The organism is Mucilaginibacter psychrotolerans (genome assembly GCF_004519315.1).
GTDB classification, from domain to species: domain Bacteria; phylum Bacteroidota; class Bacteroidia; order Sphingobacteriales; family Sphingobacteriaceae; genus Mucilaginibacter; species Mucilaginibacter psychrotolerans.
In genome coordinates this window covers 14552-31871 of sequence record NZ_SOZE01000010.1, presented here as the reverse complement: position 1 = coordinate 31871, position 17320 = coordinate 14552, and the positions used below count along the sequence as shown (strand labels likewise).

The following is a 17320-nucleotide window of genomic DNA, read 5'->3' as shown; positions in this document are numbered from 1 at the left end:
CTTTAATCATGCTAAATTGCAATGTAATAAGTTTCGCGCAAAGCCGCAAAGACGCAAAAAAAATTAAACCTTGCCTTTGCGTTCTTAGCGGCTTTGCGCGAACAAAAGGCTTTTTATGTTCCCTTTAAAACACTATCGTAAACTTAGTCCCCACGTTAGGTTCGCTTTCTACAGTGATTTTGCCGCCGAAGGTTTCTATTTGGGTCTTGGTCATGAAGAGGCCCACGCCCTTGCTATCGTAACCTTTGTGGAAAACACTGCTCATCTTAAACATTTGCCCGGCGTGCCTTTTGAGGTCGATGCCCAGCCCGTTATCGGCAAAGGTTAGTGTACTACGGCCATCTATAATTGCCGATTGGATGTGGATATGAGACGGCACATCTGCCTTGCTGTATTTGATGGCATTGCTTACCATATTGTAAAAAATGCTTTCGAGGTACATTTTAGGGAAGGGGATGGTTGCAATTTTAAAATCGGTGGTGATGGTGGCCTGTTTTGCCAGCATTTGCCCTTGTAACATCGCTTTTGTAACAGAAACAATCTTCAACAGGTCGCAATCATCACGCTGCATTTCTTTGTTGATCCGTATTTCCAGCACCTGCATTAAATCGGTAAGCGTTTCGTTAAGCGTGTCGCTCGATTCGCCCAGCATCTGCAAGAATTCGGCTTTTTCGCTTTCGTCGGCAGTTTCGTTTAACATATTTAGTATCATACGGATACTGCCGGCAGGCCCCCTTAAATTATGGGCAACAATCCTGTTGAAATCTTCGTAAAGGCTTATCCGGTTTTCAAGATCAATTGCACGTTTGTATTCATCAATATCATAGCAAGAGCCAAACCATTTTACAATTTCACCCGCATCATTAAGCATAGGTAGCCCGCTACAGAGATGCCATTTGTAAAGGCCATCCGCTGCTCTTTTAAACCGTACTTCAGATCTGTAGGGTTCGCCGGTTCGTAACGATTTGGCCCACAGTGCGTCGTCGGTTTGTACATCGTCTGGGTGCAGTACAGGATCCCAGCCTGATTCTATAGATTGCTCGAGGCTTAAGCCGGTGTATTTAAACCAAAATTGATTGTAATAATCTACGCCGCCATCAGCTTTCGATGTCCAGATGATTTGTGGGATAGAGTCGGCCAGAAACTGGAATTCTTTGATTTTTTCAATAGTTTGGTCCTGTCGTTTAATCAATTCCAGCTGTTCCAGCAAAGCTTCGTTTAAGGCCTCTTGGGTTGCAAATGATCTTTGCAGGGCAATTTCGGCTTTTTTGTTTTCATTTATATCCTGAAAAGTGCCGTATAAGCGTTTGCAAGTACCGTTTTCAAATTCTGCGTTGCCTAATGCCCTAACCCAAACTTCGTTGCCAACTAAATCTACAAGCTGAAGTTCCTCATTCCAGGGCGAACCATCGGTTAATGCCTTTTCTATTACCGAACTTATTTTTTCCCTGCTTTCTCCAGTTTTGTAAAAACTAATGCCTGTTTCCAAATTGGGTTCGTAATCCGCAGGCACCCCATGAATTTCTTTGGTAACCGACGTCCAGTAGACCTTATTCGATAGCAGATCAACCTCCCAGCCGCCTACACGCGCTACCTGGTTGGTTTGCTCCAGCATTTCAGTGGTGCGCTGCAATTTGGTTTCCAGGGCATATCGTTCGGTAATGTCTATGGCGTTACCAATTACATAGCTTTCATTTCCATTATTTTGCAGGGTATTATTAAACATCCATACCCTTTGCGATCCATCTTTATGCAGTGTTATCATTTGCCCCTCTGCGCGGCCCTCCTGTTTTATCTTTTTCAGGTAGGCGCGCAACATCTTATGCCGTTCTGCAGGAATGATATCGAACAAGCTTAACCCATTTAACTCGGCAACTGAATAACCCAGCAAGGAGGCGCCTGAGGTATTTACTGATATTAATTTACCATTGATATGGTGAGTACACATCAGGCCTTTTGAGTTTTCGAAAAACGCCCTTAATTTTGCTTCGCTATCTGCAAGGTGCTGTTTTTGCAAAATATTTTCGGTTACATCGCGCCCTATACCAAAAATACATCCCGAGCTTTCTTCACGGTTAGATGTCCATTCAATAATTTTATACGTACCGTCTAACGCTTTGAAACGCTGATGAAAATTTATGGTAGGCTTTCCTTGTAAAAGTTTGTTTAATTGCCCGGTTGTGCTTTCAATATCGTCGGGATGTATAAATTCAAAGGTGGACGTTTTTAGTAAATGATTTTGGTCCCAACCAAACAGGGTGGTGAACGCCGGGTTGATTTCTTTAAAATACCCATCCGTACCTCCTATAAATATTAAGTCTTGCGAAAGCCCAAATAGTTTCTCAAAATTTGTTCTTTTCTGTTTTTTTCGCCGTTCAATGATCAAATCGGTTACTTGCTTTCCCAGCAGCGCAAGCGCGCGCTTTTGTTGTGCAGTAAGTTTTTTGGTTTTACGGTCTATTACGCAAAGGCTGCCGAGGGTAAAGCCATCCGGATCGGTTAGCGGAAACCCGGCGTAAAAACGTATTTCCGGCTCGCCCGTTACCAATGCGTTGTCCTTAAAACGCGTATCCATGGTGGCATCCTGCACCTCCATCACCTCTGTACCCATAATGGTATGTGCGCAAAAAGCAAGGTCTCTGTGCGTTTGCGTGGCACCGAGTCCTTTATTTGATTTGAACCATTGCCGGTCGGTATCGATCAATGAAACCAACGAGATTGGCGTATCGCAAATGATAGATGCCAGCTCGGTAATCTGGTCAAATTCATCCTCGCTCAATGTATCGAGTATATTGTACTCAATTAGTCTCCGAAGCCGTTCCTTTTCATTATGAGGTATTGGGGACGATTGCAAGATCAAAAGTATTTAGATGTTTGTACGAAGATAAGAAATTAGAAACTTATTGCTATACTTAATAAATAGGGATAAATTAAGTTTTGATTAAATAGCTGTTAGGTTTTTAAGATATTCGAAAAAGCTATGTGGTAAATGGTAAGGGAAACTAAAACACTATTGTAAACTTTGTGCCTACGTTAGGTTCACTTTCAACGGTAATCTTTCCGCCAAAGGTTTCAATCTGGGTTTTGGTCATAAACAGGCCCACGCCCTTGCTATCATAGCCTTTGTGGAAAACGCTGTTCAGTTTAAACATGTTTTGGCCGTGGCGGCCCAGGTCTATCCCCAGCCCGTTATCGCTAAATTCCAACACTATGCGGCCGTCTTCGGTTTTTGAACTTATATGTATTTCGGGTGGCACGCCGGGTTTACTGTACTTAAGCGAGTTGCTCACCATGTTATAAAATATGCTCTCGAGGTACATCTTCGGGAACATCATCACCGGTACCTGCAGGCTGGTGGTAATTTGGGCCTTTGTAGCTACAATCTGCCCTTTTAGCATGGCATCGGTAATGGCCACCATTTCTGGCAGAAAACATTGGTCGTACGCCATGTTTTTATTGTTGCGTACCTCCAGCACCTTCATCAGTTCGTCCAGCGTATCGTTAAGGGTAAAGCTGCTGGTTTTTAGCATATTAAAAAGCGCATCCTTTTCTTCGGCAATTTCTTCATCATTTATCATGTTCAGCAGCATCTCTATGCTGGCAGCGGGCCCGCGCAGGTTGTGGGCTATGATGCGGTTAAAATCTTCAAACTGGCTTATCTTGTTTTCCAGGATAAGGGCGCGTTTGTATTCGTCTATATCGGTACAACTGCCAAACCATTTGATAACTTCACCTTTATCGTTTTTCATGGGCAGCGCACGGGCAAGATGCCACCGGTAAGTGCCATCCGTTTTGCGCTTAAAACGCACTTCAGATTGATAGGGGGTGCCGGTATTGAGGCAGTGTGTCCAGTCCAGGTAATCCTTTTCAATATCATCGGGATGCAAAATGAAAGCCCAGCCAAATTTGGCGGTTTCTTCCAACGTCATACCCGTATAATCAAACCAGTACCGGTTGTAGTACTCCATGGTGCCGTCGGGGTTCGAGGTCCAGATGATTTCCGGTATCGAATCGGCCAGGAACTTATACTCTTTTATATCCTGTATGGTTTTATCCTGTTCCTGTACCAGTGCTGCTTTTTCCTTCAGCTCTTTATTGAGTTCTTTTTGGGTATTAACGGCCTGCATCAGGGCAATTTCCACGCGCTTATGATCGTCAATATCCTGTAAAGTGCCATATAAGCGCCTGCAAACGCCATCCTCAAAAACAGCGTTGCCAATAACGTGCACCCAAACTTCTTTGCTGCGGGCATTGATAATTTGCAGTTCGAGGTCCCAGGGCGTACCCATACTTACGGCATTGTTTATAGCCGCTGTTATGAGTTCGCGGCTTTCGCCGGGTTTGTAAAATTCCAGTGTGCTGGCCAGGGTAGGTTCATAGTCGGCCGGCATGGCGTGGATATCCTTGGTTACAGGCGTCCAGTACAGTTTTTGCTTGCGCAGATCAAGCTCCCAGCCCCCTACGCGTGCTACAGTGTTGGTGCGTTCCAGCATATCCCTGGTTCTGGCGAGTGTCCTTTCCAGTTTTAGTTTTTCGGTTACATCTCGGCCTGTGCCAAAAACTATACCCGAAGCAGATTGAGGGATGCAGGTCCACTCAATACATTTGTATTCGCCTGTAACGGTTTTAAAGCGTTGCAAAAAGCTCACCTTAGGTTCGCCCATAGCTAACCGCTCCAACTGGCTAACGGTGACTGCAATATCATCAGGGTGAACAAATTCAAAGGTAGCGGTGTTGAGCAAATAGTCTTCGCTCCAGCCCAAAAGGCGGGTAAAAGCCTGGTTTACCCTTTTAAACACGCCGTCATCGCCGCCCATAAAAACCAAATCATTAGCCAGGTTAAACATTTTCTGAAAGCTCATCAGTTCCTGTTTTTGCCTACGCTCTGTAATGAGTTCCATAACCTGACCGGCCAATAATTGTAATGCCCTTTTTTGCTCATCCGTAAGGTGCCGTTCTTTGAGGTCGGCCACGCATAATGTGCCCAGAGCAAATCCCTCCTGATCTATAACAGGGTAACCAGCGTAGAAACGTATAGCGGGTGGCCCGGTTACCAAACTATTGTCACTAAAACGATGATCTTGCATAGTATTGGGTACTTCCAGCAATTCGGTTTCCATAATTACATGGGTACAAAACGAAATTTCACGGTGTGTTTCGTGCACATCAAGCCCCAGTACCGATTTAAACCACTGCCGTTTTTCGTCCACAAGCGTTACCAAAGATATAGGCACATCGCATATCATAGCAGCCAACTCGGTAATCCGGTTGAACTCAGGTTCGCTAAGCGTATCCAAGATGTCGTGCCGGCGCAGGGCCTTAAGACGTTCTTGCTCATTTGCAGGAACAGGGAAATAATTCACAGAGGCGGTTGATAATTTATTATTACGAATATATCAAATAATTGTTTTCGTAAAATCGTGAATTACAGCATTTAATAAAAAATATTTTAATATTTATAACCAGCTAGCTGTGGACGGTTGCAAAGTGCTTCATTTATCTGCCTCAAACTCCTGGTCCACGGCTTCTCGCAAATCGTACAGCAGCCATTGCTTATCGGCAATGGCCCCCTTTTTAGTGGACAGCAGTTTGATGAAATCGGTAACGCCGATGGGCTCGTTGCCGTTGCCGTGGATAAGCACGATGCTGCCCGCATGCGGTTGCTGCCCCTTGGCCAGCCAGGCATCGGTACCGATGGGGATAAGGCCGAAACCGGTAATGCGGTAAACCAGCTGCTGATCCGATACCAGCCCCGGGAACCTGAAAAACACCGATGGCAGCAGCCCGTTGCGCAGCATGGCCAGTTCGGTTTGCAGCACTTCGTAATTGATATCGGTGCCTGGCTCCAACAAGAAATTCTGCCTGAGCGGCGCGGTGGCGCTCACCCGGTGGTTAAACGAATGGTTTATCCAGGTGATGTGTAGCTCATGCAACGCCTCCATTTTTTTTAGCCAGTCAAGGTCCTGCGGGTGCTGCCGCATCCACACGCCACTTACCGATAATGCGATGGGCGCGGGTCGCCCAAACTTTTTAAAGCCGGTAAAAATATCCATGAAGATGCGCTTATCCAATGGCCTGTGCGAGGGGCATAAATCTGCCGTGAGGCTGATGCCGGTTTCGGTAGGCATACCGGTTTCTATACCGGCATCCTGTATAGCGGCAGATTGCTTTTCGGCACGGGCAAGGGCCTTTTGGTAGGGCGAATCTTTGAACAGTAAGAGCAGTTGCGGCAGGCTCATGGGGATTAGCTGGTAGCCCAAGGCTTCGTCTACCCGGGTTTCCAGCGTTTGCGGGTTCACCAGCAACAGGGTTTGGCGGTTATGGTTCTCAAAGCTGCGAAGCGCAAGCCAGGGCTGCCCGAAACGTTTTGCCAACGCGTAGTACATGCGGTAGTTGTTTATCTGTACGTTGTTGATTTGGGCTTTGGTAGCGAGCGTAAAGGTCACAAGCAGAATTATGAAGAAGGGCGTTTTGATGTGTTTCATATTGGCTAAAGCAAATATATGGCTGTTTGACTGTTATTGATGCAGATAGTTAACCCCCGTGTATTTTTTAAAATGTATTTGGGGGATGCTCGTCTACCTTAATAAGCGGGGCCTAACACTGCGCCATTAAGATGAACACGATCAACAATAAAAAGATAGCCGTGATAGGCGGCGGCCCCGGCGGCTTAACCCTGGCCCGCCTGCTACAAATGAACGGTGCCGATGTAAAAGTTTACGAACGCGATGCGCATAAAGATGCCCGCCCCAAGGGCGCAACATTGGATCTGCACGAAGAATCGGGATTGGCGGCTTTGGATGCAGCCGGACTGATGGAAGCCTTCTGGGCCAACTACCGCCCCGGTGCCGATGCCTTGCGCATTGCCGATAAGCATGCAACCTTGATATTTGATGATAGCGACACTCCGCGCCAGGAAACTATGCGCCCGGAAATTGACCGCGGGCCCCTGCAAAATATCCTGCTCAGTTCTCTGGTGGAGCGAACGGTAGTATGGGATAGCCAATTTTTGAACATGCAGCAGCAAGGAAGTGGCTGGGATATTACTTTTAAAAACGGCGATATCGCCTATGCCGACTTGGTTATAGCTGCAGACGGCGCAAACTCTAAGCTGCGCCCGTACTTAACGCCCATCAAGCCTTTTTATGCGGGTGTTACCGCGATTGAAGGAGCTGTTTACAATTCGGAAATAGTTATTCCCGATATGCACAAGCTGTTGAACGGTGGGAAGATATTTGCCTTCGGCGATGAGAAGAGTTTGATCGTGAGTTCTAAAGGTGATGGTAGCCTGGTATTTTACCCCGGCTTTAAATGCGATGAAAACTGGGTGCGTGCCAGCGGGATAGACTTCACAAATAAAGCACAAGTACTCGAATGGTTTAATGCAGAGTACGCTGGCTGGGATGAAATCTGGCTAGGCTTATTCGAAAACGCCAGCGGCCCTTTCTTTGCCCGTCCGCAATACTGTATGCCTTTGGATCATACCTGGGAGGCTCGACCCAACCTTACCATCCTTGGCGATGCCGCCCACCTGATGCCACCATACGCCGGCGAAGGCGTAAACATGGCCATGCTGGATGCGTTGGAATTATCGCAAGCATTGTTGAATAAAGATTATCCGGATACGCTTGCTGCAATTGCTGCTTACGAAAAGCAAATGCGCATACGGGCGGCGGAAACGGCGGATATGACGATGCAATCAACGGAGCTTTTGCATTCTGAGGAGGCGATAGGGTTTATGATGGGGGTGATAGGAGGAGTTTGACTTTATTTTTTGTGCTGATGTACATTAAGGCAAATGATATTTAAGTTTACCTGAAAATCCGAACCGGTCCGATGAAAACCACTTATGATTTACAATGGCTTACCGACAAATTCGACAGCGGAGAGCACATTAAATACATATTCTTTTGGGGGCATACCAACAAAAGACGCGAGGATGTTGGCAAATTTTGTTTCAGCCAATGGTTTGAATTGCCTTTTACGGTAGATGGCGTAACATACCGCTCTACTGAACATTGGATGATGGCAAATAAGGCGCTATTGTTTGCCGACAAGAAAACCTTCAACAAGATCATAGCCGCCGCAACCCCGGCCGAAGCAAAGAAACTCGGGCGTGAAGTTCTGGGTTTTGACGAACAAGTTTGGTTATCCTACAGGTATGAGATTGTTGTGAATGGTAACATCCATAAGTTCAACCAAAACCCAAAGTTTGCCGAATACCTTATCAATACTGCTAATCGCATTTTGGTTGAAGCCAGCCCCGCAGACAAAATATGGGGCATTGGTATGGCAGAAAACGATGAGGGTGTCGGCAATCCTTACTTTTGGGATGGGCTGAATCTTTTAGGCTTTGCGCTGATGGAAGCACGCGACTTCCTGATAAAATACGGCTATTTCCACGAACTTGCCGATGCTGTATCGCCTCCATGGAAAATGCATCCGGAAATTGACCCATTGGATATGTTTTGGCGCATGGGTTCAGGAGAAAGTATCATAATGGAGTTCAGTAAATACTACGACGGTCTTAACGAGAGAGACAAAATTATTTTCGAATTAACTCATCCGGCACCTTTCAATTGGATATAAATAATTTACTCGTACGTATTTTTTCCGTACATTTGACTATTATGGAAAGAGCGTTCAAAGCAGAAAAGTCAAGATTTGATACCAAGCTTACTGCAGTTCAAAAAGAACTTTTTGAATTAGCTGCCAGGCTGGGCGGATACCGTACGCTTACAGATTTCGTGATAACTACCGTACAAGAGAAAGCCAAAGCAATAGTTGAACAACACGAAGCCATCCTGGTATCGGAAAGGGATAAGGCTGTTTTCTTTGATGCCATTATGAACCCACCTAAACCGGGAAAACGCTTGCAGGAAGCTGCAGAACGTTATCGGGAGTTGAATAATCAACCGTCCGAATCTTAAATGAATTACCCAATTGAACCGCTGCATTCGCGACTAAACAAAAAGGCGTTTAAATGCGGAAAGCCAACGCTGGATGATTACCTGCATAAGCAAGCAAGCCAGGATATTAAAAGACGTTTAAGTACGGTCTCTGTTATGGTAGATGGTGACCGTGTAATTGGCTACTATACGTTGTCGAGTACCAGTGTACCGCGAGCGCTTGTGCCGGAAAATGTTCAAAAAAAGATGCCTCCGTCTTATCATAATCTCCCGGCGATATTATTAGGGAGGTTGGCTTTAGATGAAAATTATAAAGGAAAACGTTTAGGAGAATACCTTTTAATTGATGCTTTAAAAAAATGCTACGATGCTTCCTTGCAACACATTGGCGCAATGGCAGTAATTGTTGATCCACTGGATTCCGATGCCGAAGCTTTCTACGCCAAGTACGATTTTGTAAAACTCGACTCCGGGAAGATGTTTGTAGCGATGCAAACGATAGCCGGCCTCTTTGAACGATAGTTAAGCGCTTTGTCCCCGCTTACTTAATTTTCGTTATCTTTCGGAATCAATGCGAATCGCTGCTCATGAGGGTCTTCGTCCCACCACGTTTCAGCTTCATCCCAAAGACTCATGATTTCTTTTGCCCGTTCGGCGTAAATGTTGCTATTGGTTTCTCCTGAACTAAAATCGAACCAGTAATGAGTATTGTGTTTAATGGCACCGATTCTATGCCGCAGGTGCATGTCATGTGCGGTACATTTTGATGGCGGGATATCGGGGCCCCATCCTCGCTGAACACCCTTTGGCGAGCAATTAGAAATTTCTACGACGAATTTTGGCCCTGACATGCTAAACTGAAAAGTTAACAGGTTGACCCGATCATCGTTGATTCGCCTGAAATGAGGGTAAGAGCCCTTAAAGCCCTTATTTCGAAAAAAAGGGACTGCGATGTCTTTTATTGCCCTATCCATCAAAAGCCTTAATTCCTTGCCCGTCATGCTCGTTTTATTGGTGAAACTTTTTTTGGATAAAATGCTTTCGATAAATTGCCTAAACTTATTCACTTTTTTTACCATACTATAGCAAATACCCTTCAATACTTTTGCTGATGATTACATCGCCATCATCATCGGAAGGGCTACCGTTTTCATCTGTCGGGCACAAACTCATATAAAATCCTTTCTCATTTCTAAAGAATTTATATCGTTCTACATAGTAGAAACTGTAACTGGCATTCCAGTAGAATCCATACTCGATAATATCTATAAAACGTAGTTTCAATTTCGTCTCAGGCCACCATTTCGAATCAATAGACGTAAAATATACCTCTATTTGCAAACGGTGATCTTCCTGGTTGATATCGAAGCGAGTAACGATGGCATCATGGATAAAATAAGTCCCCTGAGATAACTCAAGCACTTCTTCATCCCTATAAATTCTCTCCATAAAAAAGCCCCTTAAATAGGAGCCTAAATTTAACTATATAATTTATCGGTTCGCGATTTTTTTAACCGCAGAGTTCGCAGAGGAGCCGCAGAGCTTTGCAGTTCGTTTTTTTTCAACTAAAGGGGCGAAGACGCAAAGTAAACTCATCAAAAATAATCTGCTATAAAAAACAGTTTATTTTTGTGTTTTATAGCAGACTCGCATATCTCGAGTATTGCAGCAAACTCCTTTTCAACATTAAGTTCATCCCGCAATGTAATAGATTTGAGGTGCGCGTAAAACTCCTCAAGCCGATCTACCTCCACCTCGCCTTCGGTATAATCTCCCCAAGTCTCCTTTCCGTATAAACTCGACCAGCAATATCTATAAAGAATACTTTCCTTAGGAAGAGACTCGTAATCGGGATATGAAAATAGGATCCAATCGAAATAATACCACCAAATCAAAACCTCAAATATAGTTTCGCCAGCCACATTTTTTTCTGTAAAAACTGCCTCATTGATCTGAGCGATAGACCTTTTCTGAAAATCGCTTACTAAATCGATTGTTTTTATAACGTTACTCACTTGTAAAGATTAGAAATTCGAGCCTCTTCTCAACCAAAAAAGGCCCCTTAAATAGGAGCCTCAATCTAATCAATTTATCTGCACATTTGAAATCTGCAAATCTGCAAATCTGCACATTCAATATCACGTTCCGTATTCCGGGGTGGTTACTTCGCTTTCTTCAAATTCGTAGTCAGTCAACGGCGGGCAAGAGCATATTAGCGTCCTATCGCCGTAGGTGTCGTTTACACGACCTACTGATGGCCAGAATTTGTAAGCCGCTACATAGGGCAGCGGGAAACCTGCTTTTTGGCGGGTGTATGGGTGTTCCCACTCGTTGCCGGTAATTACAGCCGAAGTATGCGGCGCGTTCTTCAAAGGGTTATCTGTTTTGTCGAGCAAGCCTTTTTCTACGTCCTCAATTTCGTTGCGGATGGAAATCATGGCATCGCAGAAACGGTCGAGCTCGTGTTTTGGTTCCGATTCGGTTGGTTCTATCATCACCGTACCAGCAACCGGGAAGGATACCGTAGGCGCGTGGAAACCGTAGTCCATTAAACGCTTGGCAATATCAACCACCTCGATGCCGTAGGCTTTAAACGAGCGGCAATCCAGGATCATCTCGTGTGCGCAACGGCCTTTGCTGCCGGTGTACAATACGTTGTAATGCGCCTTAAGGCGGGTTTTGATATAGTTAGCGTTCAGGATAGCGTAACGGGTGGCGTTGGTTAATCCGTCGCCGCCCATCATAGCAATGTAAGCATGGGAGATGATTAGGATAGAAGCCGAACCCCAAGGTGCAGCAGACACCGCGTGTATGGCTTTACCATTATCAATATCAACAACCGCATGACCCGGTAGGTAAGGTACCAGGTGTTTGGCAACACCGATAGGGCCCATGCCAGGGCCACCACCACCGTGCGGTATGCAGAATGTTTTGTGTAAATTCAGGTGGCAAACATCGGCACCAATGTTGGCGGGACTTGTTAAACCTACCTGTGCGTTCATGTTAGCGCCATCCATATAAACCTGGCCACCGTTGGCGTGGATGATCTCGCAGATCTCGATGATCGATTCCTCGAACACGCCGTGGGTTGATGGATAAGTCACCATCAGGCAGCTCAGCTCGTTTTTATACTGCTCGGCACGGGCACGCATGTCCTCTACGTCGATGTTGCCGTTCTCGTCGCATTTTACTACCACGATCTTCATGCCGGCCATCGCTGCCGATGCAGGGTTGGTGCCGTGTGCAGATGACGGGATCAGCGCGATGTTACGGTGCGTATCACCACGGTCGTGGTGGTATGCGCGGATAACCATCAAACCGGCATATTCGCCTTGTGCGCCGGCGTTTGGCTGTAGGCTCATTGCGGCAAAGCCGGTAATTTCGCTCAGCCATTTGTTCAGTTCGTCGAACAATTGCATGTAGCCGCCCACCTGGTCGGTTGGTGCAAAGGGGTGCATCTTGCTAAACTCCGCCCAGGTAACGGGTACCATTTCGGTGGTGGCATTCAGTTTCATGGTGCAGCTGCCCAGTGCAATCATGGAGTGGCATAGCGAAAGATCTTTTGCCTCCAATGCTTTAATGTAACGCAGCATTTCGTGCTCGCTGTGGTGCGAGTTGAACAACGCATGCGTTAAGTAAGTAGAGGTACGCTGTAATTCGGCAGGTATTACGGTCTCAACATTTTCGCGCAGGCTGTCGAAATTGGCATCGCTTAAGCTTTTGCCTTTTACTTTGGCAAAGAAACGCACGATGTTCTTCACATCTTCCGGCGAAGTAGTTTCATCTAAAGAGATGGTTACCTCGGTGCCGTTGTAATGAAAGTTCGATTCGTTATTCAGCGCCTCTGAGTGTATCGGCCCGGCCAAAACGCCCAGGTCGAATTTCAGGGTATCGAAATATACTTTGTTCAGTTGCCCAAAACCTAATTCGTTAAGCGAAGAAGCCAGCAGCACGGTTAAGCCATGGATGCGCTCGGCTATCAGCTTTACGCCTTTAGGGCCATGGTACACGGCATACATACCGGCCATAATAGCCAATAGTGCCTGCGCGGTACAGATGTTGGAGGTTGCTTTATCACGGCGGATGTGCTGCTCGCGGGTTTGCAGGGCCATACGCAGGGCATAGTTCCCTGCTGCATCTATGGTTACACCGATGATACGGCCCGGGATAGAGCGTTTGTATTCTTCTTTAGTGGCAAAATAAGCCGCATGCGGGCCACCGAAGCCCATGGGTACGCCAAAGCGCTGCGTGCTACCTACTACGATATCAGCGCCCCATTCTCCCGGAGGGGTGAGCAGGGTAAGGCTCATGATATCTGCAACAACGGTTAGCTTTATATTTTTTTCGTGCAATTGGTCGGCAAAGCCTTTATAGTTGTACACCTCGCCATTGCCGGCAGGATATTGTACAATAGCACCGAACATGTCGTCGGTAAGTTCAACATCCGCATGATTGCCTATCTGCAGCGTGATGCCGTAAGGCTCGCTGCGGGTTTTGAGGATGTCGATCGTTTGGGGGAACAACTCTTCGCTCACAAAAAACACATTTGCTTTTTGATTTTTACGCAGGCTGTATTGCATAAACATGGCTTCTGCGGCGGCGGTACCTTCGTCCAGTAACGATGCATTGGCAATTTCCATCCCGGTAAGGTCGATAACCATGGTTTGGAAGTTGAGCAGCGCTTGTAAACGGCCCTGCGCAATCTCGGCCTGGTATGGGGTATATTGCGTGTACCATCCGGGATTTTCGAGGATATTACGTTGGATAACACCCGGTACAATCACATCATAATACCCTTGGCCGATGTATGATTTAAAAACTTTGTTTTTTGATGCCGTTACCTTCAACGTGTTCAGGTAATCAAACTCGCTTTTGGCAGCGGGCAAATTCAACGGTGCTTTAAGCCTTATTTTGGCTGGTACCGTTTCATCTATCAGTTGGTCAAGCGTTTGCACACCAATAGTTTTTAGCATTTTATCGGTGTCTGCGGGGTTTGGCGCGATGTGCCTGTGCTGGAATTTTTCCTGGTAATCTATGTTCAGCTTCATCAAATGGGTGTCCCTTAAATTTAGCGCAAAGGTAAGCTTTTAGCTACTGAATAACAATTGGCTAATGTTTTAGTGACAATGGTTTTACAAGCATATTTTGTATTTTGGCTCTCTCCTTAAATCACATATGTTTGGCAGGCGGGTTTTCATTTTTTTACTCCTTTGTTTTTTTTGCCTGAAAGCGCACGCGGATGTGTTTACCGTGACCAGTAATGCCGATAGCGGGCCGGGAACCCTTCGCGAGGCTTTGACGCTGGCCGCAGCGAACGGGAGCGCGGTAAAAGATTTTATCAATTTCAACATTGCCGATTTGAGTGAGGCGGGGCGGACGATAAAAATATTAAGTATGCTGCCAAGTGTAACCTCCAATATTCAAATTGATGGAGCCACGCAGTCAGGCGCTCCTTTTGGTGTAAGTGATGCAAAGGTACGGCTATTGCTATCGGTGTACGAAAGCACCGTTCTCATTAATGCTTGTTTAAGTATGGAGAACCAAACCGATATTGAGATATATGGATTGTTTTTAGACCGGGCCCCCTCGCTCTTCAGCCAATACACTTCCGCCCGGGGTATAGATGCAACCACTGTTAAAAGGTTGCGGATAGGTGCGCCAGGGAAAGGTTGCATTATCAGCAATTTTGAAAATGATATTGTTGTCGACAATGAGTTTCCAAATCAAACCGATTTATCTGAAGATATTACCATCCAGTCTAATTTTATCGGCATAACATCAGATGGTATGTCTGTATGTGAACTTAAGGCCGCAGCAGTTGAACTTTTGGAGGTCCGGAACGTGACCGTGGGAGGCGCTAATCCACAAGAGGGCAATGTGATGACCGGAAATTTGTTAATATCTGAATATTACGGGCATTTCGCAACTTTGGGTGCCGTATTAGTTAGTAATAATAAATTCGGCCTAAACTATTCAGGAACTCAGGAATTGCTGAAAAGGGCACCTGTTCATGCAGGCGCGATTGCCGTAAGCGGGAACGTGCTTAGTTGCGAAATAAGCAATAATTTGAGTTTAGATGAGCTGACCCTATTTCCGGATTGTTTCTTCTTTGTGAAGGGGAATAAATTCGGAACAGACATTACGGGTACCAAAGTCATCCCCCATAACGGCATGGCAATAATCCCTTCGTATACTACAGCAGGTGGGAAAATTGGAGGCACAACTTTAGCGGATCAAAACATATTTGCCGGGTCTTTCCTGGATCCCTTAAGTGTCTTAGATAACTTTGGCGTAATATTCAATGTTGAATCGCCTGGCATTGAAGTTGTTGGTAATATATTTAAATGCAACGGTGGCCTGCGGCCCATTAAACTGTGGAACGCCGATCCGAGGGCGCCTGTAATTTCGAACCGGTCTGCCACGGCAATTGCAGGTACGGCTACTGCAAATTCGCGTGTTGACCTTTATTATAGCATAGAGTGCAGCTATTGCGAGCCGCAACAGCTCTTTGCGTCTTTAACATCTGATGCAAACGGCAATTGGCAGTTTAGCGGCAATATTTTAAACTATGCTGTTATTGCATCCAGCACCATCAACGGCTCAACGTCGGAATTTTCGTCATTGCATTTTACCTATGCGCCCGAAGATGTAAAAATACAGCCCGCTTGTAACGGCAAAGACGGTTCTATCAAAGGCCTATCCTCAAATGGTGCCTCAACTTTTGCGTGGTATAATGAAGCTGGTATTGTGGTTGCCACAACACAAGAACTGGTTGGTGCTATACCTGGTAAATATTATCTGGTTATAACGGCAGGTGATTGCGCTGCAACCTCTCCCATTTTTGAGATAAAAGATACCGCTGTAGAGATAAATACATCGGCAATGCAAAACACCCCGGTGAGCTGTAATAATGGTGGAAGCATCACCGGCATTACGGCAGGTGCCTCGCTTTTGGCCGAATGGAGAGATCAGCAACAAAACGTCCGCTCGGGCACGCTGGATCTGATCAACGTTGAGGCGGGTAGCTATAGCCTTACGGTTTTTACTGCAGACAAAAACTGTTCGCAAACCATTGGCCCCTTCGAAATAAAAAATGCTAATGTGCCCGGCCTCGACCTTAGCGGCCAGGGCGGCCTCTCGGCAACCTGCAACGAGAACAATGGCTCTATTAGAGGTTTGAAAACAACCAACGCCAGCACCTACCAGTGGACCATTACCGGCACAAATACCGTAAAAAGCACCCAAATTGACCTGACGAACGTGCCGGCCGGGTTTTACACGCTCACTATCAGCAACGCCACGTGCAGCAAAAGCTACGATTTTGAGGTAGCGGGCTTCCCGCCAACGGTTTTTTCGGGCATCACTTATACCCAAACAAAAACCTGCGCTGCGTTTAACACAGGTACCATAACGCTGAATACCGATAAGGCCAACGAAGAGCCCACGCAATACTTATGGCTGGATGAAAAAGGGCCCCCCGTGGGATACACCAAAGAAGTACAATTTTTAAAAGCCGGAAAATATACGCTGCAATTAACAAACAAGAATTTTTGCCCGGTTACCTACCCGGAAATCTTTGTAATAGAGGCCTACCCCGAATTTAACGTAAACAGCTTTGGTACCGTGACCAACACACAGTGCGGCGTGGGCATTGGGGGCGTATCGGGCATTACCCTAAGCGGAGGTACCGGCAATTACACCTATCAATGGCTCGACGCCGATAACAACGACAGCCCCATGCCCGGTAAAACCCAGGCCGCATTGAGCAACGTTTTAAAGGGCCGTTATAAACTGCGTATTACCGATGGCGGCTGCAACCTTGCCGAACTGCCTTACACCATTATTGATGAGGCCGTAACTCCTCCTACGCCATCTGTAAACAATATACAGGTTTATAATACCGGTCCCGCGGTTCTTAAGGTTAACAGCCCCTTCCCTACGGCTATCTACCGTATATACGAAACGGCCACAAGCGCGCAGCCGATAAAAGATACCATTGGCGGCAATATCAATATCAACGTCGCCGAAAGCCGCAGCTATTACGTGAGCCTCACCTATGGTTATTGCGAAAGTGCCCGTACAGAAGTTAAAGTGTTCTTAAGTGCGTTAAAGGGCAACATCCCTAATACCTTTACCCCTAATGGCGATGGTATTAACGATTACTGGAATATACCGGGGTTAGATACTTATCCCGGTGCCACAGTGAATATTTATAATCGTTATGGTACCACGGTTTTCCAAGCGATAGGTTATGCAAAACCGTTCGACGGCACAAGCAATGGCAAGCCATTACCCGTGGGCGTGTACTACTACATAATCACATTGAAAAAGGGCGATGTACTATCGGGTAATGTTACTATTGTGCGTTAAGTCTGAAGTCCTGAGTTAACGAACTCGGACTATCGACTCAA

The 17320-nt window shown here is 46.1% G+C and carries 12 protein-coding genes; 5 read left to right on the top strand and 7 right to left on the bottom strand.

The features are described 5' to 3' along the window. Positions 1-124: 124 nt before the first annotated feature. From E2R66_RS11715 to E2R66_RS11705, 3 genes are all read right to left on the bottom strand, one after another. Positions 125-2779: a PAS domain S-box protein gene (locus E2R66_RS11715; RefSeq protein ID WP_133231036.1), complete on the bottom strand. Its 2655-nt coding sequence runs from the start codon at positions 2777-2779 to the stop codon at positions 125-127. Positions 2780-3002: 223 nt separating this feature from the next. Then, a complete protein-coding gene (locus E2R66_RS11710) occupies positions 3003-5363 on the bottom strand; it encodes a PAS domain-containing protein (RefSeq protein WP_133231038.1) in 2361 nt (786 codons plus the stop codon). Positions 5364-5492: 129 nt separating this feature from the next. After that, positions 5493-6485, bottom strand: coding sequence for a polysaccharide deacetylase family protein (locus E2R66_RS11705; protein ID WP_133231040.1), 993 nt, complete (start codon positions 6483-6485; stop codon positions 5493-5495). Positions 6486-6616: 131 nt separating this feature from the next. Here E2R66_RS11705 and E2R66_RS11700 point away from each other — a divergent pair, with 131 nt between their 5' ends. The 4 genes from E2R66_RS11700 (at position 6617) to E2R66_RS11685 (ending at position 9431) form a co-directional block, all read left to right on the top strand. After that, complete coding sequence (locus E2R66_RS11700) at positions 6617-7765, top strand: FAD-dependent oxidoreductase (RefSeq protein WP_133231042.1); 1149 nt, start codon at positions 6617-6619, stop codon at positions 7763-7765. A gap of 71 nt (positions 7766-7836) precedes the next feature. Next, on the top strand, positions 7837-8589 hold the full coding sequence (locus E2R66_RS11695) for an NADAR family protein (RefSeq protein WP_133231044.1): 753 nt from the start codon (positions 7837-7839) through the stop codon (positions 8587-8589). Positions 8590-8630: 41 nt separating this feature from the next. After that, positions 8631-8930 (top strand): type II toxin-antitoxin system TacA family antitoxin, encoded by a 300-nt coding sequence (locus tag E2R66_RS11690; RefSeq protein WP_133231046.1) that lies wholly within the window; start codon positions 8631-8633, stop codon positions 8928-8930. After that, positions 8931-9431, top strand: coding sequence for a GNAT family N-acetyltransferase (locus E2R66_RS11685; protein WP_133231048.1), 501 nt, complete (start codon positions 8931-8933; stop codon positions 9429-9431). 23 nt (positions 9432-9454) lie between these two features. Here E2R66_RS11685 and E2R66_RS11680 read toward each other — a convergent pair whose 3' ends face one another. The 4 genes from E2R66_RS11680 to gcvP form a co-directional block, all read right to left on the bottom strand. Continuing rightward, positions 9455-9988, bottom strand: a complete 534-nt coding sequence (locus E2R66_RS11680; protein ID WP_133231050.1) for a DUF4304 domain-containing protein — start codon at positions 9986-9988, stop codon at positions 9455-9457. 1 nt (position 9989) lies between these two features. Beyond that, complete coding sequence (locus E2R66_RS11675; RefSeq protein ID WP_133231052.1) at positions 9990-10358, bottom strand: hypothetical protein; 369 nt, start codon at positions 10356-10358, stop codon at positions 9990-9992. 146 nt (positions 10359-10504) lie between these two features. After that, positions 10505-10924, bottom strand: coding sequence for a hypothetical protein (locus E2R66_RS11670; protein WP_133231054.1), 420 nt, complete (start codon positions 10922-10924; stop codon positions 10505-10507). A gap of 123 nt (positions 10925-11047) precedes the next feature. Next, a complete protein-coding gene (gene gcvP / locus E2R66_RS11665) occupies positions 11048-13957 on the bottom strand; it encodes an aminomethyl-transferring glycine dehydrogenase (protein ID WP_133231056.1) in 2910 nt (969 codons plus the stop codon). Between the two features lie 193 nt (positions 13958-14150). Here gcvP and E2R66_RS11660 point away from each other — a divergent pair, with 193 nt between their 5' ends. Next, a complete protein-coding gene (locus tag E2R66_RS11660; protein ID WP_158288394.1) occupies positions 14151-17279 on the top strand; it encodes a gliding motility-associated C-terminal domain-containing protein in 3129 nt (1042 codons plus the stop codon). Positions 17280-17320 lie beyond the last annotated feature (41 nt).

Excerpts from the sequence above, each read along its gene's own strand:
- E2R66_RS11705 (WP_133231040.1), bottom strand. The coding sequence starts at position 6,485 with ATGAAACACATCAAAACGCCCTTCTTCATAATTCTGCTTGTGACCTTT.
- E2R66_RS11690 (WP_133231046.1), top strand. The coding sequence starts at position 8,631 with ATGGAAAGAGCGTTCAAAGCAGAAAAGTCAAGATTTGATACCAAGCTT.
- E2R66_RS11680 (WP_133231050.1), bottom strand. The coding sequence starts at position 9,988 with ATGGTAAAAAAAGTGAATAAGTTTAGGCAATTTATCGAAAGCATTTTA.
- gcvP (WP_133231056.1), bottom strand. The coding sequence starts at position 13,957 with ATGAAGCTGAACATAGATTACCAGGAAAAATTCCAGCACAGGCACATC.
- E2R66_RS11695 (WP_133231044.1), top strand. The coding sequence starts at position 7,837 with ATGAAAACCACTTATGATTTACAATGGCTTACCGACAAATTCGACAGC.
- E2R66_RS11685 (WP_133231048.1), top strand. The coding sequence starts at position 8,931 with ATGAATTACCCAATTGAACCGCTGCATTCGCGACTAAACAAAAAGGCG.
- E2R66_RS11675 (WP_133231052.1), bottom strand. The coding sequence starts at position 10,358 with ATGGAGAGAATTTATAGGGATGAAGAAGTGCTTGAGTTATCTCAGGGG.
- E2R66_RS11700 (WP_133231042.1), top strand. The coding sequence starts at position 6,617 with ATGAACACGATCAACAATAAAAAGATAGCCGTGATAGGCGGCGGCCCC.